The organism is Iningainema tapete BLCC-T55 (genome assembly GCF_014698965.1).
GTDB lineage: Bacteria > Cyanobacteriota > Cyanobacteriia > Cyanobacteriales > Nostocaceae > Iningainema > Iningainema tapete.
In genome coordinates this window covers 20,994-40,594 of sequence record NZ_JACXAE010000092.1, presented here as the reverse complement: position 1 = coordinate 40,594, position 19,601 = coordinate 20,994, and the positions used below count along the sequence as shown (strand labels likewise).

25 protein-coding genes are annotated in these 19,601 nt (G+C 40.9%); 17 read left to right on the top strand and 8 right to left on the bottom strand.

Annotated elements, in window-relative coordinates; genetic code table 11:
- Nucleotides 1-66: 66 nt before the first annotated feature.
- Together ICL16_RS30820 and ICL16_RS30815 are read right to left on the bottom strand one after the other, a co-directional pair.
- Entirely contained in the window at nt 67-1,362 is a 1,296-nt protein-coding gene (locus tag ICL16_RS30820) for an amino acid permease (RefSeq protein ID WP_190835443.1), read from the bottom strand.
- Between the two features lie 182 nt (nt 1,363-1,544).
- The gene (locus tag ICL16_RS30815) at nt 1,545-2,339 is read right to left on the bottom strand and encodes an LmeA family phospholipid-binding protein (protein WP_190835405.1); all 795 of its coding nucleotides are present in this window, start codon (nt 2,337-2,339) and stop codon (nt 1,545-1,547) included.
- Between the two features lie 172 nt (nt 2,340-2,511).
- Here ICL16_RS30815 and ICL16_RS30810 point away from each other — a divergent pair, with 172 nt between their 5' ends.
- From ICL16_RS30810 to ICL16_RS30800, 3 genes are read left to right on the top strand one after another with little or no spacing between them, the layout of a single operon-like run.
- Complete coding sequence (locus tag ICL16_RS30810; protein WP_190835404.1) at nt 2,512-3,009, top strand: hypothetical protein; 498 nt, start codon at nt 2,512-2,514, stop codon at nt 3,007-3,009.
- Between the two features lie 42 nt (nt 3,010-3,051).
- Nucleotides 3,052-3,216, top strand: a complete 165-nt coding sequence (locus tag ICL16_RS30805) for a hypothetical protein (RefSeq protein ID WP_190835403.1) — start codon at nt 3,052-3,054, stop codon at nt 3,214-3,216.
- A 12-nt stretch (nt 3,217-3,228) separates the two neighbouring features.
- Nucleotides 3,229-3,909: a hypothetical protein gene (locus ICL16_RS30800; protein ID WP_190835402.1), complete on the top strand. Its 681-nt coding sequence runs from the start codon at nt 3,229-3,231 to the stop codon at nt 3,907-3,909.
- A gap of 171 nt (nt 3,910-4,080) precedes the next feature.
- Here ICL16_RS30800 and ICL16_RS30795 read toward each other — a convergent pair whose 3' ends face one another.
- Nucleotides 4,081-4,407, bottom strand: coding sequence for an aspartyl protease family protein (locus ICL16_RS30795; protein ID WP_190835401.1), 327 nt, complete (start codon nt 4,405-4,407; stop codon nt 4,081-4,083).
- A 200-nt stretch (nt 4,408-4,607) separates the two neighbouring features.
- On the opposite strand from ICL16_RS30795, the gene ICL16_RS30790 reads away from it, so the two are divergent.
- The 9 genes from ICL16_RS30790 (at nt 4,608) to ICL16_RS30755 (ending at nt 11,843) form a co-directional block, all read left to right on the top strand.
- The gene (locus ICL16_RS30790) at nt 4,608-4,778 is read left to right on the top strand and encodes a type II toxin-antitoxin system HicB family antitoxin (protein WP_190835442.1); all 171 of its coding nucleotides are present in this window, start codon (nt 4,608-4,610) and stop codon (nt 4,776-4,778) included.
- Nucleotides 4,779-4,821: 43 nt separating this feature from the next.
- Nucleotides 4,822-5,109: a type II toxin-antitoxin system HicB family antitoxin gene (locus tag ICL16_RS30785; RefSeq protein ID WP_190835400.1), complete on the top strand. Its 288-nt coding sequence runs from the start codon at nt 4,822-4,824 to the stop codon at nt 5,107-5,109.
- Nucleotides 5,106-5,294, top strand: coding sequence for a type II toxin-antitoxin system HicA family toxin (locus tag ICL16_RS30780; protein WP_190835399.1), 189 nt, complete (start codon nt 5,106-5,108; stop codon nt 5,292-5,294). The genes ICL16_RS30785 and ICL16_RS30780 overlap by 4 nt, the downstream gene beginning before the upstream one ends.
- Before the next feature lie 560 nt (nt 5,295-5,854).
- Entirely contained in the window at nt 5,855-7,729 is a 1,875-nt protein-coding gene (locus tag ICL16_RS30775) for a beta-propeller domain-containing protein (protein ID WP_190835398.1), read from the top strand.
- A gap of 543 nt (nt 7,730-8,272) precedes the next feature.
- The gene (locus ICL16_RS46225; protein ID WP_238361033.1) at nt 8,273-8,446 is read left to right on the top strand and encodes a hypothetical protein; all 174 of its coding nucleotides are present in this window, start codon (nt 8,273-8,275) and stop codon (nt 8,444-8,446) included.
- Between the two features lie 78 nt (nt 8,447-8,524).
- Nucleotides 8,525-9,007, top strand: coding sequence for a hypothetical protein (locus ICL16_RS30770; RefSeq protein ID WP_238361032.1), 483 nt, complete (start codon nt 8,525-8,527; stop codon nt 9,005-9,007).
- Between the two features lie 376 nt (nt 9,008-9,383).
- Entirely contained in the window at nt 9,384-11,294 is a 1,911-nt protein-coding gene (locus ICL16_RS30765) for a hypothetical protein (protein WP_190835397.1), read from the top strand.
- Nucleotides 11,295-11,395: 101 nt separating this feature from the next.
- Nucleotides 11,396-11,647 (top strand): hypothetical protein, encoded by a 252-nt coding sequence (locus tag ICL16_RS30760; RefSeq protein ID WP_190835396.1) that lies wholly within the window; start codon nt 11,396-11,398, stop codon nt 11,645-11,647.
- A gap of 34 nt (nt 11,648-11,681) precedes the next feature.
- Entirely contained in the window at nt 11,682-11,843 is a 162-nt protein-coding gene (locus tag ICL16_RS30755) for a hypothetical protein (RefSeq protein ID WP_190835395.1), read from the top strand.
- 38 nt (nt 11,844-11,881) lie between these two features.
- Here ICL16_RS30755 and ICL16_RS30750 read toward each other — a convergent pair whose 3' ends face one another.
- The 3 genes from ICL16_RS30750 to glyA all read right to left on the bottom strand — a co-directional run bounded on the left by ICL16_RS30750 (nt 11,882) and on the right by glyA (nt 15,002).
- Complete coding sequence (locus ICL16_RS30750; RefSeq protein WP_190835394.1) at nt 11,882-12,271, bottom strand: STAS-like domain-containing protein; 390 nt, start codon at nt 12,269-12,271, stop codon at nt 11,882-11,884.
- Nucleotides 12,272-12,351: 80 nt separating this feature from the next.
- On the bottom strand, nt 12,352-13,605 hold the full coding sequence (locus ICL16_RS30745) for a competence/damage-inducible protein A (RefSeq protein ID WP_190835393.1): 1,254 nt from the start codon (nt 13,603-13,605) through the stop codon (nt 12,352-12,354).
- 113 nt (nt 13,606-13,718) lie between these two features.
- The gene (glyA, locus tag ICL16_RS30740) at nt 13,719-15,002 is read right to left on the bottom strand and encodes a serine hydroxymethyltransferase (protein ID WP_190835392.1); all 1,284 of its coding nucleotides are present in this window, start codon (nt 15,000-15,002) and stop codon (nt 13,719-13,721) included.
- Nucleotides 15,003-15,275: 273 nt separating this feature from the next.
- Here glyA and ICL16_RS30735 point away from each other — a divergent pair, with 273 nt between their 5' ends.
- Together ICL16_RS30735 and ICL16_RS30730 are read left to right on the top strand one after the other, a co-directional pair.
- Nucleotides 15,276-15,473: a hypothetical protein gene (locus ICL16_RS30735; protein ID WP_190835391.1), complete on the top strand. Its 198-nt coding sequence runs from the start codon at nt 15,276-15,278 to the stop codon at nt 15,471-15,473.
- A 60-nt stretch (nt 15,474-15,533) separates the two neighbouring features.
- Nucleotides 15,534-16,043: a Tic20 family protein gene (locus ICL16_RS30730; RefSeq protein WP_190835390.1), complete on the top strand. Its 510-nt coding sequence runs from the start codon at nt 15,534-15,536 to the stop codon at nt 16,041-16,043.
- A gap of 74 nt (nt 16,044-16,117) precedes the next feature.
- On the opposite strand, the gene ICL16_RS30725 is transcribed toward ICL16_RS30730, so the two are convergent.
- On the bottom strand, nt 16,118-16,894 hold the full coding sequence (locus tag ICL16_RS30725) for a fumarylacetoacetate hydrolase family protein (RefSeq protein ID WP_190835389.1): 777 nt from the start codon (nt 16,892-16,894) through the stop codon (nt 16,118-16,120).
- 276 nt (nt 16,895-17,170) lie between these two features.
- On the opposite strand from ICL16_RS30725, the gene rpsF reads away from it, so the two are divergent.
- Nucleotides 17,171-17,497, top strand: a complete 327-nt coding sequence (gene rpsF, locus ICL16_RS30720; protein WP_190835388.1) for a 30S ribosomal protein S6 — start codon at nt 17,171-17,173, stop codon at nt 17,495-17,497.
- A gap of 107 nt (nt 17,498-17,604) precedes the next feature.
- Entirely contained in the window at nt 17,605-18,165 is a 561-nt protein-coding gene (locus ICL16_RS30715; RefSeq protein ID WP_190835387.1) for an Npun_F5560 family protein, read from the top strand.
- Between the two features lie 72 nt (nt 18,166-18,237).
- On the opposite strand, the gene ICL16_RS30710 is transcribed toward ICL16_RS30715, so the two are convergent.
- Nucleotides 18,238-18,588 (bottom strand): STAS domain-containing protein, encoded by a 351-nt coding sequence (locus ICL16_RS30710; protein ID WP_190835386.1) that lies wholly within the window; start codon nt 18,586-18,588, stop codon nt 18,238-18,240.
- A 383-nt stretch (nt 18,589-18,971) separates the two neighbouring features.
- Here ICL16_RS30710 and ICL16_RS30705 point away from each other — a divergent pair, with 383 nt between their 5' ends.
- The gene (locus ICL16_RS30705; protein ID WP_190835385.1) at nt 18,972-19,595 is read left to right on the top strand and encodes a DedA family protein; all 624 of its coding nucleotides are present in this window, start codon (nt 18,972-18,974) and stop codon (nt 19,593-19,595) included.
- Nucleotides 19,596-19,601: the final 6 nt, after the last annotated feature.

The following is a 19,601-nucleotide window of genomic DNA, read 5'->3' as shown; positions in this document are numbered from 1 at the left end:
TAATTGTTAATTGCTAACAGCCAGTCTTCCATTAGCAGTTAGCCATTAACTATTAGCCAATAGCAGTTAGTTACGCACCACTTTTTGGGCTACTGCGTGCCAAATTAGCCCAGCAACAATCAGTGCTACACCGACTTGCCAAATAAATGGTTCTACCCAAAAAGCTAAGAACAAGCAAGCTGCTAAACCCAATCCGGCTAGCCATTTGGGATAGAGTCGTTGTGATTTGGGCAGGTAAAATGCTGCTAGATTAGTAACTGCGTAATAAATTAGAACAGTAAAAGCACTGAATGACCAAGTAGTTTTGACATTGCCAACCAAAACTAAAAGAGCGATCGCCACACCTATACCAATAGTAGCTGGTACTGGAGTTGTGCCTGATTGATTTAAGTGAGCAAAAATTTTCGGCATATCACCGCGTCTTCCCATTGCCAGGAGTACGCGAGATAAACCCAAAATTAGATTGAGTAGTACTCCCAGCATAGCAGTGATTGCACCAACCGCTAGTATCTGGGATGCACCTGGAATACCGAAATTGCGGGATGCTACTTCCAAAGGTGCTGCCTGCCCAACAGCAGCGGAATTACCTAAAACATTTACCCCAACTGCACCAACTGCCACCACCGCTACTGATACATATACCACCATTGTCACAATCATTGCGGCAATGATTGCTTTTGGAATAGTTTTGCGGGGTTCCTTCGCTTCTTCACCCAAGGTAGCAATTCGACCATAACCAGTGTAGGCTACAAACATTAAAGCAGCGGCTTGAAGTACAGTTGCTGGAGAATCGCGAAAAAAAGGCGTGAAATTTTCTGCACTAGATGCGATCGCTTTTGGCGTACCCGCAATTACAAAAAATCCCAAAGACAGTAGCGTTAGCGAAACAATAACAATATTAGTAACATTAGAGCGACGAATCCCACTTAAGACAACAGCCGTGAGAATCACCACAGAGCCTAGAGCTAACGGTACAAGCAAATTCCGCTCCGCCACACCCAAAGTATTGAGCAAATAGCCAGCAAAACCCAAAGCCGCAGTAGCCGCCGAAGCAGTTTTAGCCAACAAAAACATCCATCCAGCCGTAAACCCCAGCCAAGAATTAAGATACTTATACCCATACTCATAAGTGCCACCACTTACCGGATGATTAGCAGCTAGTTGCGCACTATTCAGTCCGTTACAAATAGCCACTAACGCCCCAATAATAGCAGCTAAAATCACCGCAGGACCAGCGATTCCCGCCGCAATACCAATACTGACAAACACCCCAGTACCGATAATCGAACCTAATCCCATCACCGTTGCACCCACAACCCCCAACTCTCGTCGTAGTTGTGATGATGTTGTACGCGACACGATACGTCTCCCTATAGATGATAGTTCTGTGAAAATTGTACAGAAGATATTTAAATATTTATAAATTTTTAATCACTGTGCTGGGAATTTAGAGGATGAAACCAAAAATAAACACAGACAATGCTTTCATCTGTGTTTATCTGTGTCCATCTGCGGTTCTTAATTTAAGAGTATTGGTATCAAAACTAAGGATTACGTGGAATACGCTCTATCTCGGCATAACCACTGAAAATCATCTTTTGACCATCAGTTTCTAAACGATTGAGCCGCATTTTCACCCCATCTAAGTCAAAGCGATCTAAATCAACCATATTATCCAAAATTTCTACTAAAGCTAAACTTAAATTTTGGGATATTTCCCGTTGTGCTTCTGGCACTGTATCAAGTAAAATTTCCGGGTCTTTAAATGAAATACGCCGCCGCCGTTCAATGCCTATAGTTAAAGTCATATTTAGCGGTACAAGTTCACCATTGTTTAAATCTGCCAATGCTTCCAACCGTACCCTGTTTTTAGGCAGTAGCTGCAATTGGACTGCGGTAAAGGAAACTGGTTTACCGTCAGATAATGCTGTTAGTGCTGGTAAGGTAAGGTTTTCCAGGCGCTTTCTCACCAATTCTGCTTTGAATGACTGATTAATGCCTGATTCTGACAAAACAACTTGAGCAACAGCTTGGGTAGGTTGCTTCAAACGCAGTTTACCGCTCAAAACGGAGCCAAAGTCAATAGCGACAGCATCTGTTTCTACGAAAATTTCCTCAGCGGCAAACTGTCTGCGGATAACTAAACCACGACCTTTCATTTGGAAACTGTCTATGCTACCTTGCAAGAGTTTGCTGGAAGGATAGCAGCGTACAGAAACCTCTACTGACTCGCACCGAGTAAACATATGGCGAATCGTTTGGCTAGCAACGGTGTTGAGCATCCGCTCTCCCCAGTCGCTACCTTTGGGATCTGTTAAACCAGTAAGTCCGCCAAGCATTTGGTTAAGCTATATATAGAACTTCTTTGTACTCTTGTAACAAATTGTAAAGAATACAGCAACCTTCCGATGATAGGTTGTGCTAATAGGTAGAGGCGGGATGGTTGATGACGGAGGGAATACCATATACTTGTCGTTCCACACTTAAGGTATGACACGGAGGTGACAAATTATGCTTAGAAGCAAAGATCTAAATATAGCTATTGCTCAGTTAGTCATTTTTACGCCAAATGTTTCAGCTTTCTCCGCTCCAAAAGCATTGGCGCTCATTTTGGGGAAATACTCTCATCGGTACGATGGTAGTGTTCAAGCACTACCCCTACCAGAAGAAATTCCTCAAGAAGTTCCCAGAGTCGTACTTCAGAGCAAAGATGGAACTTACAGGATGGATGTATCTCCTGTGCGAGTTACCTCTTATTGGATGCAAGCTAGTGAGGCACAGGTAAAGCTAGAAGACATACTTAGCAATTCGATGGAAGTGCTAAAGCATTATGTTGAAGGCATGGAAACCCAAGTTGGTCGTTTAGCATTGGTTTTGACGCGAGTATGTAAAGCAGAAAACCCAGCGCAACTAATTGTTGAGAGATTCTGTAAACCAGAGTTACAAACTACTATTTTTAATAAATCAGAAAACTTTGAAATTCATAATCAAAAAACCATTGAGCTTTAAGGGTTTTCTGTCAATTCATGGATACGTTGTAAGACTGGAGTATTGGTAATTAATAATGTTGCATTTAAAGGAGTGGTTGTTGAGCAAGATTTGAATACTCTTGCAGAGGAAATAGAACAGCGCAGATTTAAAAATGAGGAAATAAAAAGTTATTTTCAGTCAGCGGCAGTAGAAGCAGAAGCCAATATTAACGTTATATTCCCCTAAGGAATGTTAGCTATGGTTGTAATATACAAACAAGAAGAAATTACTGCAAATAAAGCAGATAGAAATAATTTAGAATTTTTAATGGAAGACGTAATTTCGTCTTTGCTTGATTATAAAAGGCATAATATTATTGCTGTTTTATCAGAACGTCAAAAATCAACTGAAATTGCATATACCTGGCTGCAATATCAAGATGCTAATTCGCTAAAATTATTGACAGATTATATTTTTAACCTAAAAAATGAGATTCAGCAGTATAAGATTCAGGAGAAAACAGAGCCAATTCAAGAAATATCGATTAAAGTAAATAGTCTAGGTAGAAGAAATAGTGAAGCTAATCTTGAAATTACTCAAAAGCGTCTGATTGAACTTTTACAAGAAGAGGATGACGATGATGATGGCATGTTGAAACCTACTCCTTATGCTTTTGATAAAGCATGGAAATTGGTTTCTGCTGCATCTGAGTTCATGAGAGATAGCTTCCCAAAAGCATGGGTTTCTACGAATGATGAGGGTAGTATTCGACTCACATGGAGTCAGTTAGAAACAAAAGCAGAAGTTCGTCTAATTTGCGCATCCCAAGCCAACAAACAGACCTACCTTTATCACGAAAAGGGTGAGAAGTACGGTGTTGTTAATGATGTGTCAGGTTTGAGTTTAGCAGGTTGGCTACAATGGCTTAATAAGGTGTGAATGAATGAATGAACAATCTGCCTCTCTTGAGCCAAAGTCAGAACCTTTGCCTTGTAGCGAAGAATGTTTATCGAGCATTACTTAAGAAGCGGTGGATCAATGAAGATACAGGAAAGGTAGAAGCTGGCGCTTATTTTATGCGTGAAAAAGAAAAAGATCGGGGACTTTCTGTTAACATTGCTGCAACTTGCTCACCTCAGCAATGTGCTGAAAAGTTCGACAAATGTTTCGGGGTAGCCAGTCTTCATGTTGGACGTATTCGTGAACATCACCCGTTACTAGAGCATCTTCAGTTGTTTGACGACCTTCACACTCAATTAATAGAGCTTCTGTAACTCCCACCCATCCCTCACGTCCATCAGCATACTTGGCTTTCTGTTGATCCCGAATCCGCAAGCCCAGCTTCTTTACTATATCTTCTGAAATCACCAAGTATGTCGCACCTGTATCAACTAAAGCCTCAATTTCCAACTCACCTAGCAAATGAGGCGCAAGCATTCCCCTACTTACTAACGCCTCATCAATAGCATTCGTCAGTTTTACATTTATGTGAACTGCTCCGATTAATTTTGTTAATTAATAAATAGTGTTTACTTCAATCATAAACCATAATATTTTTTGCTAAAAAAAGGTTTTGATTGCGTAGGTGAGCGATCGCCCAAGCGCTAAGATGTATAGCACAACGTGCAAAATTCGTGATGAAAATCAAAGCAGTTATCTGGCAAGAGGATGGTGTATGGTGTGGCTCTGTACCGACTTTACCCGGATGTCACACATGGGGAGAAAGCAAAGAACACCTGCTAGAAATGCTTAAAGATGCTATTCAAGGTTGGCTTGAAGTAGCCATAGCCTTGGAGGAAGCGTCATAATAGTGTAGTTAGGCTGAGTACTAAATTCTGTAAATTAACGAGAATGCTAACATATAAAGCAATGTATAAGTTCCTCAATGAGGGCGTACATGGAGAGGTATTGGACTTCCCTGGAACAATTACATTTGCTCCTAATCTAGAAAAAGCTAGAAACTCATTAGCAAATGCACTTGTGGAGATGGCAGAGACAAACCTTATGAATGGCGAGCCTTTGCCCAACCCTAATCCGCTATTGACTGATTCTGAAGCTGATATAGAAGAACCTATTCACCTTATTCTCACAGCAGCTTCCCGTATACGCATTGTTCCGGAGAATCTAGCTGCATCATGAAGCGTCGGGATTTGATTCGCCATTTGAACCAGCATGGCTGTACATTGGTACGTGAGGGAGGAGAGCATTCTATCTGGGAGAACACGGCAAATAACCATCGTACCTCCGTACCTCGTCATAGAGAAATTCCTGAATTTACAGCACTCAGAATATGTAAGCAGTTGGATATCCCTCCGCCATTCTAGGCTAGCTTAGATTATTTCATTCTTGGGCAATCAGCCTAGAACTGAAGTTCTAGGCTTATAGCTCAAGTCGGTTAAAACCGACTCAATTGTTGATTTTCAGTTTGTTTTGAAATTGGCGCTACTCTGCTATGTACTTGAGTAAATGGCGATCGCGTATAGAATTAAATAGCCCTGTAATTTGCCTAGAGTATTAAAACTCATTACTTTCACTTTTCCTGAATAAAAATCAATTTTTGGCATCTCATTTTCATACTAAAAAATAAAAATCGTAACTTCAATCTTACCGCTACCTATATTAAAGAAAATGTAAATACCTGGTTCTACTTGCCGTGGAACAGTTTATGAATAAACTCCTGCCGCTATTTTTAGAATAACAAAACAAGATTCATCAGGAATATCGAATCTTAATTAAATCATGATTATCAAGCCGATTTTTTCCACTCTATGGTAGTGTGAGCGAGGTAGATTTGAGTCAAATAACTACCTCACTACTACCAACCCTCAAACTTGACTTGACAATAAAAGAGCATCACTCAAATTAGTACAAATAGGTGGAAAAAATGGCTGTTACACAGTTAAATGAACAATCATCAACCTTTGAAAAATTTACTTCTGAGGAAGAATTAAAAGAGTACTTAGTCAATGATGCTGTGAAGAAGTACTCGAATTTGTTCGGCACACAGTTGGGGACTACTATTAATTTTGATCTCAATAGTTACCTGTTCACTATTGGTGCAGGTGCAGTATTTAACGGTGGAGTAACAACCAACACCGTCAACATTGCCTTCAACAGAAGCGCTGACTTCTCTCAAACCAACACCCAAGTATCGGGAGTGGACGAGGCGGACTTGGTCGAAACCGATGGCAAGTATATTTACCAGGTTACTGGTCAGAATTTAACGATTGTTGATGCGCGTAATCCAGAACAACTTGGCATTGTCTCGCAAACTGATTTAAAAAATCTCGGCAATATCCAAGGAGCTTATCTCTATGGAGATAAATTGACAGTAATTTCCACTGTCTCACCTGTATATTTGTATAACTCGCTTTTCAACTATAATTTCACATCATTTAACCCTAAAGTTAACGTCAGTGTATTCAATGTGTCCGATCGCACGAACGTAGTTTTGGAAGAAAAGACACAAATAGAAGGGTCTTTAATCTCATCACGTGCTGTAGGCGACCAGGTATACGTAGTTACCCAGTCTGGTTTTGGATTACCTCGACCGCAAGTAAGTTTACAACGCTACGAAACACAAGAAGAATACCTAACCAGATTAGAAGGTCGAGTCACAGAAGTTGGCTTACCAAACTTTACTACCTTTGACAGTCAGAATAATATCCTGCTTGAAGGGTTGCTCAATTCAGCCCAGAACATCTACAAACCTTTAGAAGACAATCCTGTGCAGTTGACTTCTGTCTCTACCTTCGATGTAGATGACAACCAAGTAGGACCCCAATTATCAATTGGTATTCCTACTAGTAGTGTCAGGGAAATTTTCTCGTCGCGGGAAAATCTCTACTTGCTGGAGCCAGATGCCAGTGGTACAGACCTTTTCAAGATTAATCTCGACAAGTTAGATTTAGTCGCCGTGGGTAAAGCACCCGGTCGGGTACTTAACCAATTCTCAGTGGATGAAGACAAAGGCTTTGTGCGAGTCGCTACGACCATCGGCTCCGGTAATAGCTCGAAAAACAATGTGTATGTTTTGGAGCAAGTCGGGCAACAACTCAACGTAGTCGGGAGCATCGAAGGTATAGCTCCTGGTGAAAGGATTTATTCGGCTCGATTCCAAGGTGACTATGGCTTTGTGGTCACTTTCAGACAGATCGATCCCTTTTTCACCTTAGACTTGAGTAACCCTACTAACCCTACAGTGGCTGGGGAATTAAAACTTCCTGGCTTTTCCGAGTATCTTCAGGTGATTGAGAATGAAGACACCACTCAAGTGCTAGGCATTGGTCGCGATGGGAGTGCTTTAAAAGTCTCTCTGTTTGACGTCACAGATTTTCAAAATCCTCAAGAGGTAGATAGTTTCTTGTTCGGTAGATACAGTTCATCAGAAGCTCAATGGGATCAGCAGGCAGTCAGTTATTTTCCTGAGACTCAACTTCTGGCTATTCCCTTCCGAAATGATGGGAAAAACGGGCTGCGGGTGTTCGACATCGATCCCCAAGAGGGTTTGACGAACCTTGGAGATATCTCGCACGAAGGCGTAAGCATTCGACGCAGTTTACGAATCGGCGCAGATTTGTACGTGATTTCCAACGCAAAAATCACTTCCCATGATTTATTTACCCTGGGACAAAAGAGCGAGGTAATTTTACCTAACTCTAGTAGCCCAACGCCAATTCTATCAATAGATCCAATTTTCACAAGACCTATTGTGTTCAACCCAACGCCAATTCTTGATGTGTCTGTCACCACCTTGTAATTGTTCTTTGCTACCGCTAATTTTTTCCTTTGTTGATGCGATATTGCTTACTCACAAATAAGCTAATATTCATTTATTTTTCATAAGTAATTTGTTTGTAGTAAGGGCTTTAGCCCTTTAAATATGTAATTTAAATGCTCATTAGCTTAGTCTACACTCAACAGTGTCAAAGCGAACCTATGTAGGCGATCGCATCACCTTCCATAGCAATCCTAAATCATTCGTAAACAACAAGATCCCCGACTTCGTAAAAGTTGTCGGGGATCTGAGCCTAAGAGCGTGTTTGTAAATCAAACAGGATTGATATATATGGGTAATTCATATTTAATTACTTCTTACGGAAGAGGTTGAACAAGTAGATATAAATCAATTTTTTACTTAAAATAGAAAAATTTTGAACATTTATAAACTCTCTCCTGAGAAAGAGCTAATCATTTTTTTGATTAGCTAGATTAATTTTAGTAAAGGTGAGAAGAAGGTAACCCATCTCAGCCTTTAAGTAAGATTAATCACCAAGATAAAAGTATTTGAGTGTAAATAGTAATGGTCAGTATACTAAGTAAAAACTTATCAAACGAACGAAGTACGCAAGAAATTAAGGAAGAACTTGTGGAACTGGTTAAAGGTCGAGACACAGAACCTTTGAAAGCGAAAATAAGTTTTTATAAAGATGAATTGCAACCGTATTTTGAAGAATTAAATCGGCGTAACCATTGAAAAATTGTTGAGAAGCAACTACCGATTGTACTGGGTGTTTGGACACCAGTATGGTCTACTATACCTTTTCATGAAAATTTGCCTGGACGAATACACGAACAGTCTTACCAAATCTTTCATGATGATGGTTACTATGCCAACATTGCCCGTTATGCTCCAGGGCAACAGTCTTCTTTCTTGAACAAGGTTTCATCTAGACTACCTGCTTACGACTTGATGGTAATGCAAAAATATGAAGTCCGCAATCATCAGTGGTATATCCAAAATGTGGGTATATTCCAGGCTTTTAGGAACAGAGACATTCCGTTGAGTATTGACGAGGCAGATAATTGGTTTAAGAATGTCGTTAATACGAAAGTCAAACCAGCCGTGCAAACAGGATTGCCTACAGAACTCAAATTAGAAAATCTTGACAGGAATACCGTCAGGAAATTTGAAAAAACATACTTAGCAACTCCCGTTTTTGAGCATATATATATAGACTCTGATTTGCGACTAGTAAAGACTCAAAGAGAAGCATCACAGCGACCTAGTTACACAATTGCTGTTAGGAGACGATAATTAAACTATGCGATCGCCACAACGTCCAGTAACTGACACCAACAGCGACAATTACTTGCTTTTGGACACAAACCTATAACAATCCCGCACTATACGATTGGTTTTTGCAGCAAAGCGCGTTGATTGCTAACTTCTTAAGCTTGTTTAAAGCAACTTTTTTTTCAGCAGAAGTATTTACTCTTGCTAAGTATGGCAATCCTGATAGCTGATGAAGTTGATGAGGAAGAGCGATGAAGTCTTAACTGTGTAAGAGGGGGGTTATTGCTTTTCCTTACCTTTATTCTTGATTACCATGCTCAACTCTCCGGAATATCCGTAAAATTTATAGTACATGTTTAATGAGGATATTACGTAGATGAAGATGAGTAGAGGTTAGATGAAAGGCACAACGTTACTTGGTTTTGGGGTGAGCTTGGCAGTTTTAGGTGCTTGGTTATTACCAGTTTTTGCACAGTCTCAGCGATACCCAACAGACGCAGAAGTACAGCAACAAATGAGACAATTCCAGAAACTGATTCCAATTATAGGAGACGGTCGAACTCCATCTGAGACGGCAAGTCGAGAGTCTTTTGTGAAAGCTTGGTCGCAGGTTGAACCAGCCGTAGCACCTTTTATGGGTGAATGGTCAGAAAAGAGTCAAGTAATGAGTATATTTCCTTCAAGTGTCAAAGGTCGTGTGTGTATTATTACCCTTGACTTGGGTGAAACTAATAGCGCTAGCTTTGAGTTTGGCTCTATATCCAAGGGTCAAATCCGCACGAGTTCAACTCTTGCAGTGATTGTTAAGCGAGGAGACTACATAGGAGTAGCATTTCCGGGCTGGACTTTTGTTTTTGGTTCCCCAAGAATTGTTAGGACACCGACAAATTCCTCTCTCCTCAGAAACCCTAAAACATCTAGGATTATCCAACAATTTAAAGCTGCTGGCTGTACTGCTTCTTTGCCACAAAATTCTGAGAATGCAACAAGGCGATCGCCTTCTACTGGGCAACAGAATACTACAAGGCGATCGCCTTCTACTGGGCAACAGACTGCGACAGCACCAACACGACTTGTAAGACAAACTTTCAGAGACGTTAAATCATTAGGACTGACACAGGTTTTGCGCGGAAACAGAAAAGTGATTTCTGCTTATGAAAAGTTAAAGCTTGCAGCTAAAAAGGAGTACGACAAACCTAACATTCCCAATAGTGATTTTCTGACAAAGCCATTCACGTCTGTTGGAACATCAAAATGTGGATTTTTGGGTTGCGAAAGAAAACCTGTCAGTTATACTGATTATCTTCAAGAAAAGTTAAAGTTAAAAGCACAAGAGAAGGTTTTAAATAGCGGTTCAAGTATTATCCAAGAATTAGACCAGTACAACAGTAAGCTGAAAAATGATAATCGCTATGGTGGTAGAGATATATCTCAAAGAATCGTTTCTAACTTTCAGGACTATTGGCGGCGTGTAGAAGAACAGACAAAAAAACCTTCTCTATCACTTGAAAGTATAGCTAGAGCTTTACCTTATGCGCTAGAAGAGAGTCGCGTATCGACACTAGGTTTTATAGAATCAACATTTAAGACAGGTGGAAAACTAGCTTCGGCTTTTACAGATTTAGGAGAATTTGTTCAAATTCTTAATCTACCTGAATTAACCAATCCTGAATTATTCAAAAAGAGAGGTCGTAGCCTCGAATACATTGTCACCGTTAAGGAAAAATTGGGTGAAGTAAAAGATGCAGTTAGTGAGGGAAAATATGAAGAAATTAACAATATTACTCTTGAGGTAGCGAGTGAGACTATAAAATTAATGGATTTACAGGATTCAACACTCTCGAGGTCGGCTGATGCAATAAAAATTCGTTCTGCGGCTCAAAAACTAATAGAAAGACATGATTTCCTACAGCAGCCTCAAGTAGCTGAAGTGCTAGATAACTTCGATAAAACCTATTTACTTACAGCCCAAGTTGCTTCTACGGTTGAGTTGGTGACATCCACTTTGTCGTTTATAGCTCCTGGGAAACAAGCCGTTACTAAATTTGCCGATAAAGCAGATGCCGTTAATGCGCTTTTGTTTAATGCTCTTGAGTTTACTTACAAAGATGATGTTCGTAGACAATATGAGCGATTGAGAGTTTACACAAAACGCAATCAAGAACTAATTTCAGGTTTATCTTCATCGATTGATTTCTCTGCCCAAGAGGTAGGACAATACCTAATGAGAAGCAGGACTGATGTAGTCAATCGTCGCTCAGATGGCACGATAGCTGTAAGTGTTGATGGTGTTCTGTATCCGCCGTAAGTAGGGAACCCTCTTCACCAACTGGCAGATTGATAATGGCAAAGAAATTCCCCGGCTGATTACAAACTGGCTGGAAGTAGATAAATCAGAGGAAGATAACCATGAAAGCTAAATACGACCAAATCAAAACATTGGTAGAAGTACAAGCTGATTTTAGCGACCAGATTATTTCTAAAAATACATTGGGAACAGTTGTAGAATGCTACGAAAATCCCGAAGGTTATGCAGTGGATCTTGCCATTCCTAATCAAAAGTTAGTTGGAGGCTTTGAATACGTAAATGTTATCCTTAGTCCTGACCAATTCGCACTTTTTGATCCTGCTTCTCAACCAGTTAATATTGCCAGCTTGTAGGTGCAAGCCTTGACTGCAGAAACTCAGTATAGCCATGAGGATGCACAGTGCGATCGCCACAAAATCTCATGTCAATAATTTGGAATTAGCTGTGAGAATGGTCAAATTGGAACCGCTAAAATCACCATCATGCGTCACGAGCTTCAGATTAAATGAACAACCAGATATTAGCATCAAACAACAGAGTATCAGTTGAGCTAAATCTATATTTGTTGATGCGGTAAACTTTCTTACTTATAAATAGTCTGCGCCCAACACTTCCAAGGTGGCGTAGGTGAACCGTTGCGGGTCTTCTAAATACTTTTTTGTATCTCTAATGACATCTTCCATCATATCAGCATCATCAGGTTGAATATCAATTACTCTGAGAGAAGCTTCAATTTGCTCCTCAGGAAACCAATGGTATAACTGACCAATGGCAAGGTTAAGGAAAGCTGGAGTAAGATCTTCACCATTTTTAAACGAAAGAACCACACTCTTACCTTTCCTTAAAGCTACTGCTACCTGTTCGTATACTTTCTGTCCATCTTCACAAGCTATACATAGCGTGTCTCCAATCACGTCAGTGACAACAATCGTGACTGTATTCTCGGTTTGGTTGGGAGTTGAGGTGAGGGAATTCATAAGCAAACGGGTGAGTTGGTTTTAAAAATCATTTTAGCTGGGTAAAATGCGGTGCGTTACACTGCGTGAACGCACCCTACTTAACGCACCCTACGTAACTTGCGGCGTAGATTATCTAAGGCGGTACAGGCGCTAACGTGACGAATTAAAGAACGCCCTCGCATTGCACCAAAGCGATACTCAAAACTTTCTACTTCCCCGTTTGGTCCTGCTAAACCGATGTAAACTAAACCTACTGGCTTAGTCTCAGTACCACCACTAGGTCCTGCGATACCTGTGATACTCAATGCCCATGTAGTAGAAAGACGCGATCGCACCCCAACTGCCATTTGTTCTGCCACAATCGAACTTACTGCCCCAAACTTTGCCAAATCATCAGGATTTACTCCCAACAGCCCAACTTTCACTGAATTATCATACGAGATTACCCCACCCCAAAAGTAATCAGAACTACCTAAATTCTCTGTCAACATCTGTCCCAGTCCACCCCCAGTACAAGATTCTGCCACCGAAAGCGTTGCTCCCGACGCACGCAACAACTCACCAACTACTGAAGCTAGAGTGTCATCATCAGCACCGTAATAATCCAATCCGGCAATTTCTTTAAGTTGTTTCTCCACAGGCGCAATCAACTCCTGCGCTTCTGCAACAGATGCAGCTTTAGCAGAAACTCGTAACTTAACTTCCCCTTTACCAGCGTATGGTGCTACCGTTGGGTTGGGCATGTTGAGATAAGTGGCGACTTTTTCTGCCAAAGCCGATTCAGCGATCCCCCAAAACTTCAACATTCGACTGTGAATAATTTCCTTACCCCAACCCTTACCTTTGAGATAGGGTACAGCAGTTTCTTCCCACATCCGGTGCATTTCACTTGGCACACCAGGAAAGGTGAAAATTGTCAATCCCGGACGAGGTTGCCAAATAATACCCGGTGCTGTACCTGTGGGGTTTGGTAAAATTCCTGCTCCCTTAGGTATCAAAGCTTGCTTACGGTTACTTGGTGACATTACCCGTCCCCGCAAGGCGTATTTTTGAGTGATATCCTTTATAATATCTGGATGTTCTACCAAAGGAACGTCAAAAAAATCGGCTATAGTTTCACAAGTAAGGTCATCTGGTGTAGGACCAAGACCACCAGTAAAGATGAGAATTTGCGCTCTAGAAATAGCAATTTCTATAACCTGCTTTAGTCTTTCTACGTTATCCCCCACCACTGTTTGATAGTAATGGGGAATACCCAATTGCGCTAACTGCTGCGCCAAATATTGAGCATTGCTGTTGAGAATATCTCCCAACAGCAATTCTGTACCAACACAAATAATTTCTGCAGTCATTGAATGGGGAATGGGGAATGGGGAATAGAGAATGGCTAATCGCTAATCGTCAGAACGCAATTAGCAATTAACCATCAGCAATTAACAATTAGCAATTAACAATTAGCACTTTCTTATGCTAGTGCTGGTACGGGGATCGCTAGGTGTGAGTATAAGGGGAAGCGATCGCACAACGCTGCAACTCTTTGCCGACAATCATTTTGGACTGCATCCGAGTCTGGATTCAGCAGGCGATCGGCAATAATATTACCAATCTCAGTAAATTCTGCTGCTCCCATCCCGCGAGTTGTCATAGCAGGCGTTCCCAATCGTAAACCACTGGTAACAAATGGTGACTCTGGGTCAAAAGGAACCGTGTTTTTGTTAGCGGTAATATTCACACCGCTTACCAAAGAGTCGGCAACCTTACCAGTCATGCCAATATTACGTAAATCCACTAGCATCAAATGATTATCTGTACCATTTGAAACTAACTTTAAACCACGATTTTGTAGTTGGGTAGCCAAAGCACGGGCATTTTCAACTACTTGAGCAGAATAGGTTTTGAACTCTGGTTTGAGAGCTTCGCCAAAAGCCACAGCTTTACCAGCAATTACATGTTCCAAAGGTCCACCTTGAGTACCGGGGAAAACAGATTTATCCAGCTTCTTCCCAAGTTCAGCATCACGAGTTAAAATTAAACCACCTCTAGGACCACGGAGAGTTTTGTGAGTTGTTGTTGTCACTACATCACAATAAGGGATGGGGTTGGGGTGATGACCTGTCGCCACCAAACCTGCAATATGAGCTATATCTGCTAATAAGTATGCACCAATTTCGTCAGCGATGCTGCGGAACTTTTCAAAGTCAATAATACGAGGATAAGCTGAGTAACCACAAATCAAGAGCTTAGGACGCTCCCTAAGCGCCAGCTCCCGAATTTGATCGAAATCCAGTTTTTCCGTTTCCTGACTTACACCGTAATGACAAGCTTGGAACCATTTACCAGACACATTCACAGGTGAACCGTGGGTAAGATGTCCGCCATGAGACAAATCCATTCCCATGAATTTATCTCCTGGTTCTAGCAGGGTGAGAAAAACGGCAAAATTAGCCTGTGCGCCAGAATGAGGTTGCACGTTGGCATGAGCAGCACCAAACAGTTGTTTAGCACGATCAATTGCTAGCTGCTCAATTTTGTCTACGAACTCGCAGCCACCATAGTAACGTTTACCTGGCAATCCTTCAGCATACTTGTTGGTTAACACCGAACCTTGAGCAGCTAGTACGGCAGCGGAGGTAAAGTTTTCGCTCGCAATCAACTCTAAGTGATCGCGTTGACGCTGTAGTTCTTTGTTGATTAATCCCGCAACCACGGGATCGTTTGAGGTAAGAAAGTCTGAGTTAGTCAGAGTCACTTCATCTATCCTTAAGGAAATTAGCGGTTGGGGTGAAAACTGTATCTACTCATTTGACTAATGACTAGTTAAGTTTATTTGTCCCAACTTACTCAATTATAAGGATGGTCGGTGGAAAACCTATGATGTGTAAATTTATGTATTATATTTGACTACAAAGTTACATATCTAACATACAATAAGTTACAATTTATTCAATCTGATTAGATTTGTGTCACTGACTTTGGGAGAAGCACCGAAGCAAACAAATAAGTTTTGTGGAGCCTGTAAGGAATGCTAGTAATTGTGATGGAAAACCAAATCCTTACCACAGGGCAGGTTTGCCAATCTTGTTTACTTGCTGATGGGAGTGGTAAACCTCGGTGGCGTGAAGGTAAACTGCGCTGCGGATGGGCGATTCGCAAGCTGGGCGAACAGCAACCAGACCAGTACGAGTGTATGATGGGTTTTCGGATAGCTAATATAGAATAAGCTAAGATTGAGTTATCCTGAGCTAAATAGCTATCAATACTTAATGCAGGAGAACAAATAATGACTTGGCGGAGTTCTTCAACTACTAAAGACCGCATTTTTTCTAGTCTAACTTATATCATACCTATATTAGAAGTACTAGGGTTAGGAAGTTTTCTGTTTAATCTTATTCCCCCTTTAGCATTATTGTTTATTCCCTTTGTTCCCCTGGCAGGAATTTACTTTTATAACTACGGCGGATTAAGTATAGTGCAATTTGCTGTATTTATCGGTCTGTTTGCTGGTGTAGTCAGAAATTATAAATTAGGACACTTATTGCGTTACAACGCTATGCAAGCATTAATGCTCTCCATAGTCGCATTTTTATGCCAAGCAGTATTGGGGCTTTTGCGTGAGATGCAAGTGTTTGCACTAGCAGGATCTTCAGGAATGCTGCTTAGCTCTACACTAGCTAGTACGATTTTTCTAGTTGTTGTCAGTGCATCTGTGTACTCTGTAATTCAAGCTTTGAGAGGGCTTTACGCAGAAATACCAATTATCTCTGAAGTAGCTCACTCTCAGGTGCGCTAATTGCTAATTGTTAATAGTTAATTGCTATTAGCAATTGACAATTAACTATTAACAGCCCAAACTAACCCATGAGCTTAAGATCGCGCTACAACTATATTTTCTAAGCGCCCAATCCCTTCTATTTCAATCCGGATGCGATCGCCTGGTTGTACTGCTCCCACCCCCACAGGAGTACCCGTTAGCACCACATCCCCAGGTAACAGCGTCATTACCTTACTGATATAAGACACCAAAAAATCTGGGGAAAAGACCATTTGATCTATACAAGCAGATTGCACCGGAGTTGTCTCCTCGTTTAAGAAAGTTTGTAATCTGGCGCTGGGATTTAATTCTCGCACAATCCACGGTCCTAGTGGGCAAAAGGTATCAAAACCCTTAGCTCTTGTCCATTGTCCATCCCGTTTTTGTAAATCTCTGGCTGTGACATCATTAGCGATAGTGTAACCCCAAATTTTAGTTTGGGCTTCCTCTGGACTGCAATCAACAGTGCGATCGCCGATTACCAGCGCTAATTCTCCTTCATAGTCTACTCGCTGTGACTGTGACGGGTACACAATCTCTTCTTCATAGGCAATGATCGATGTGGGTGGCTTGAGAAAGATCAATGGCTCAGGTGGTACATCTGTTCCCATTTCCGCCGCATGATCCGCATAATTCTTACCTACCGCAACAATTTTTGAAGGTGCGCAGGGGGCGAGGATTTGGTATTGATCCGCTTCTAATGTTAAATCAGTAGGTTGTCCTTCCATCCAAGGCGGAGCATCCAGTACCTGGACTTTAAGAGATATTTGTAGTAAGCCATAGAAAATAATCCCTTCTTGATTTTGAACTCTTACATAGCGCTGTGCCATAAATTTGGAATATTTGCGCTTGGGCTATACTAAGTCTACAGTTTAGTTTAGCTATAATATCCAGCAAGTACCTAGATCATGTTGATACAATTACTGTACCAAATGAACTAGTACAAATAAGCGTCAGGATATAAGATGAATCGAGCTTTTTACTCATTAATGTTGTAAAATTATAATTCCTTGTTGTCTTAAAAGCTAATTGGCTCTGTTTAAACAGCAGAACAATGAAAGTTAACGCTCGGCAGCCATATTGTCCATAAGGAGATTAGACAAATCATGCAGATAGTTTACGAAACAATGTTCATTTTGCGTCCAGACTTGGGAGATGAGCAGGTAGAGGTGGCGATCGCCAAGTACCAAAATATCATTCGGGAACAAGGCGCAGAAAATATCCAAATTCAGAATCGTGGTAAGCGGCGTCTGGCTTATGAAATTAATAAACATCGGGATGGCATTTACATTCAGATGAACTATACTGGTGCAGCAAATGCCATTGCTACTCTCGAACGTGCTATGCGTTTGAGCGAAGAAGTGATTCGCTACCTAACAATTAAGCAAGAACTGAAACAGCCCGAAGCTGAGCAAGAAGAAGTAGCAGCGTAACTATTAACAGTTAACAGTTAACAGTTAATATTTAACTGTTAACAATTTACACTACCAAGTTTATACTGAAAACCGAGCCATAACCTCAATGGGAGCATGATTGCACTGTGAGCCAAACTGACCGCGACACTATCCAAGCTCTATCAAAAGAAGTAGCGAAGTTACGCCAAGAGCTACAGCTTCGCGATCAACTAGTGCAGCAGCTGTCTCAAGAATTATTTCGACTGGTAAAGGGCAACACTAATTTTATGCCTCAACCAGAGATATCTGAATATCATCTCACTCAAATGCAAGCTTTGCGAGAACAACTGCAACTAGTTGAACAGCAAGTGACATTTTATCAAGAGCAAATTGCCACTCGCGATGCTGATATCTACCAATTGCGTTCCTCAGTGCAAGAACTAACGGATCGCAGTCGAATGCTAGAGCAAGTAGTTCAAGAATTACCGCAAATTTATCGTCAGAAGTTTGAGGAGCGCATGGCTCCAGTGCGAGAAAAAGTAGTGATGCTACAAAGGGAGAACCGACAGCTTCAATCTGAACTACAAAGCGTGAGTTACCGCTTAGCACTAAAAAGCCGTACCTCTAATCACAGTGGTATAGATTTGCCTTCTTTCCCTCGTGCAGCATCTGAGCAAGAAAGTGTCTCTCCCATGCCAAACACATAAGGAAATCAGAAATATGATTTTTTCCGCATCTGGTAAAGACGTTACGCCGGAACGTCTTTACACCTGAAAAATTCAGCCAGCTACTACTAAAGCTGGATTGTTCACTGCGGTAATAATTTCTTCGTAGGTATGAAAAATTTCAAATACTGAATCAAGTTGGGTGAGTTCCAAAACTAAACGAACAGGCGCTTGTACGTTACAAATTACCAAACGACAACCATTTTGACGCGCTACTTTTAAACCTTGAACTAAGCTGACTAAACCAGCACTATCCATAAAGTCAACTTGAGCTAAGTCAATGATCCAAAGTTGATCCTGATGTGGCACGACAGCAGACATTTGTTCGCTCAAAGCCATGCCACCCTGTAAGTCTATACGCCCTTGAGGTTTGAATAGAATCATGGGCCATTCTGATGTAATCATAAATTTCACGCTGGTAGTGGAAATTTTTCACAACAAAGCAAAAAACGGACATAAACACAGTCTTTTCTCCATCAAATACTTTGCTCTACCCACATAAGTGGGTTGCTTTAGCAGTAAGATGGTGAGAATTTGATTCAGTATTCATGCCGTATAATTTGTCTTAACCTTCCTCAATATAGGCGTAACTCTGAGAAAAGTTGAGTAGCACTAAAATATTTTACAAGATTTTTACAAAGCAAGGCAAGTTTTATAAATCTTTTATGAAGAAATTTCGCTTTCTTTCCGTAACTACACAAAAAAAATAGATACATCGAGTTTGGGTGTAGAGAAAAGATTTCTTTGATACTCTAGAACAAGAAGAAATGTAAAGATGGTGGTTTTGAATGTCTCCTGAGTTAATTTCTATAGAAAACATTCAAAAAATTGCCCACGAGTACGGTTACTGGGCAATTTTTTGTGGTATATTATTAGAAAATTTAGGAATTCCTATTCCTGGTGAAACTGTTACCTTAGTAGGCGGGTTTCTAGCTGGAAGCAAAGAATTAAATTACTGGTTAGTTCTTGCTGATGCTGTAGTAGGTGCAGTAATAGGTGGTATTTGCGGTTATTGGATAGGCAGACTAGGCGGTTGGTCTTTATTGGTAAAAGTTAGTAGTCTATTTAGAATTTCCGAACAAAGATTAATTCAGATTAAAGCACAATTTAGTGAAAATGCAGCTAAAGCAATATTTTTCGGACGCTTTTTCGCATTACTAAGAATTTTTGCCGCACCCCTAGCAGGAATAGCCGAAGTACCTTTTGGCAAATTTTTCTTGTACAACTTGGTAGGAGCGATCGCTTGGGGTGGTGTTATGGTAACGTTAGCTTACTTTGCCGGCTCAATTGTGTCCTTAGAACAGTTAGTTGCTTGGGTAGGACAGTTTGCGATCGCTGCTTTACTCATCCTAGTCGCTATAATTGTCATACCGTTATGGCTAGAATCCCGGAAAAAAGAAGTGGGGGAGTAAGGGAGT

Bases quoted from the DNA above. Each gene is read 5' to 3' on its own strand.
- ICL16_RS30750 (WP_190835394.1), bottom strand. From the start codon at position 12,271: ATGAATTCCCTCACCTCAACTCCCAACCAAACCGAGAATACAGTCACG.
- ICL16_RS30725 (WP_190835389.1), bottom strand. From the start codon at position 16,894: ATGGCACAGCGCTATGTAAGAGTTCAAAATCAAGAAGGGATTATTTTC.
- ICL16_RS30710 (WP_190835386.1), bottom strand. From the start codon at position 18,588: ATGATTACATCAGAATGGCCCATGATTCTATTCAAACCTCAAGGGCGT.
- ICL16_RS46225 (WP_238361033.1), top strand. From the start codon at position 8,273: ATGGTCAGTATACTAAGTAAAAACTTATCAAACGAACGAAGTACGCAA.
- ICL16_RS30735 (WP_190835391.1), top strand. From the start codon at position 15,276: ATGCTAGTAATTGTGATGGAAAACCAAATCCTTACCACAGGGCAGGTT.
- ICL16_RS30765 (WP_190835397.1), top strand. From the start codon at position 9,384: ATGAAAGGCACAACGTTACTTGGTTTTGGGGTGAGCTTGGCAGTTTTA.
- ICL16_RS30780 (WP_190835399.1), top strand. From the start codon at position 5,106: ATGAAGCGTCGGGATTTGATTCGCCATTTGAACCAGCATGGCTGTACA.
- ICL16_RS30730 (WP_190835390.1), top strand. From the start codon at position 15,534: ATGACTTGGCGGAGTTCTTCAACTACTAAAGACCGCATTTTTTCTAGT.
- ICL16_RS30800 (WP_190835402.1), top strand. From the start codon at position 3,229: ATGGTTGTAATATACAAACAAGAAGAAATTACTGCAAATAAAGCAGAT.
- ICL16_RS30775 (WP_190835398.1), top strand. From the start codon at position 5,855: ATGGCTGTTACACAGTTAAATGAACAATCATCAACCTTTGAAAAATTT.
- ICL16_RS30795 (WP_190835401.1), bottom strand. From the start codon at position 4,407: ATGCTTGCGCCTCATTTGCTAGGTGAGTTGGAAATTGAGGCTTTAGTT.
- ICL16_RS30760 (WP_190835396.1), top strand. From the start codon at position 11,396: ATGAAAGCTAAATACGACCAAATCAAAACATTGGTAGAAGTACAAGCT.
- ICL16_RS30705 (WP_190835385.1), top strand. From the start codon at position 18,972: ATGTCTCCTGAGTTAATTTCTATAGAAAACATTCAAAAAATTGCCCAC.
- ICL16_RS30790 (WP_190835442.1), top strand. From the start codon at position 4,608: ATGAAAATCAAAGCAGTTATCTGGCAAGAGGATGGTGTATGGTGTGGC.
- ICL16_RS30745 (WP_190835393.1), bottom strand. From the start codon at position 13,605: ATGACTGCAGAAATTATTTGTGTTGGTACAGAATTGCTGTTGGGAGAT.
- ICL16_RS30785 (WP_190835400.1), top strand. From the start codon at position 4,822: ATGCTAACATATAAAGCAATGTATAAGTTCCTCAATGAGGGCGTACAT.
- rpsF (WP_190835388.1), top strand. From the start codon at position 17,171: ATGCAGATAGTTTACGAAACAATGTTCATTTTGCGTCCAGACTTGGGA.
- ICL16_RS30815 (WP_190835405.1), bottom strand. From the start codon at position 2,339: ATGCTTGGCGGACTTACTGGTTTAACAGATCCCAAAGGTAGCGACTGG.
- ICL16_RS30810 (WP_190835404.1), top strand. From the start codon at position 2,512: ATGCTTAGAAGCAAAGATCTAAATATAGCTATTGCTCAGTTAGTCATT.
- ICL16_RS30755 (WP_190835395.1), top strand. From the start codon at position 11,682: ATGAGGATGCACAGTGCGATCGCCACAAAATCTCATGTCAATAATTTG.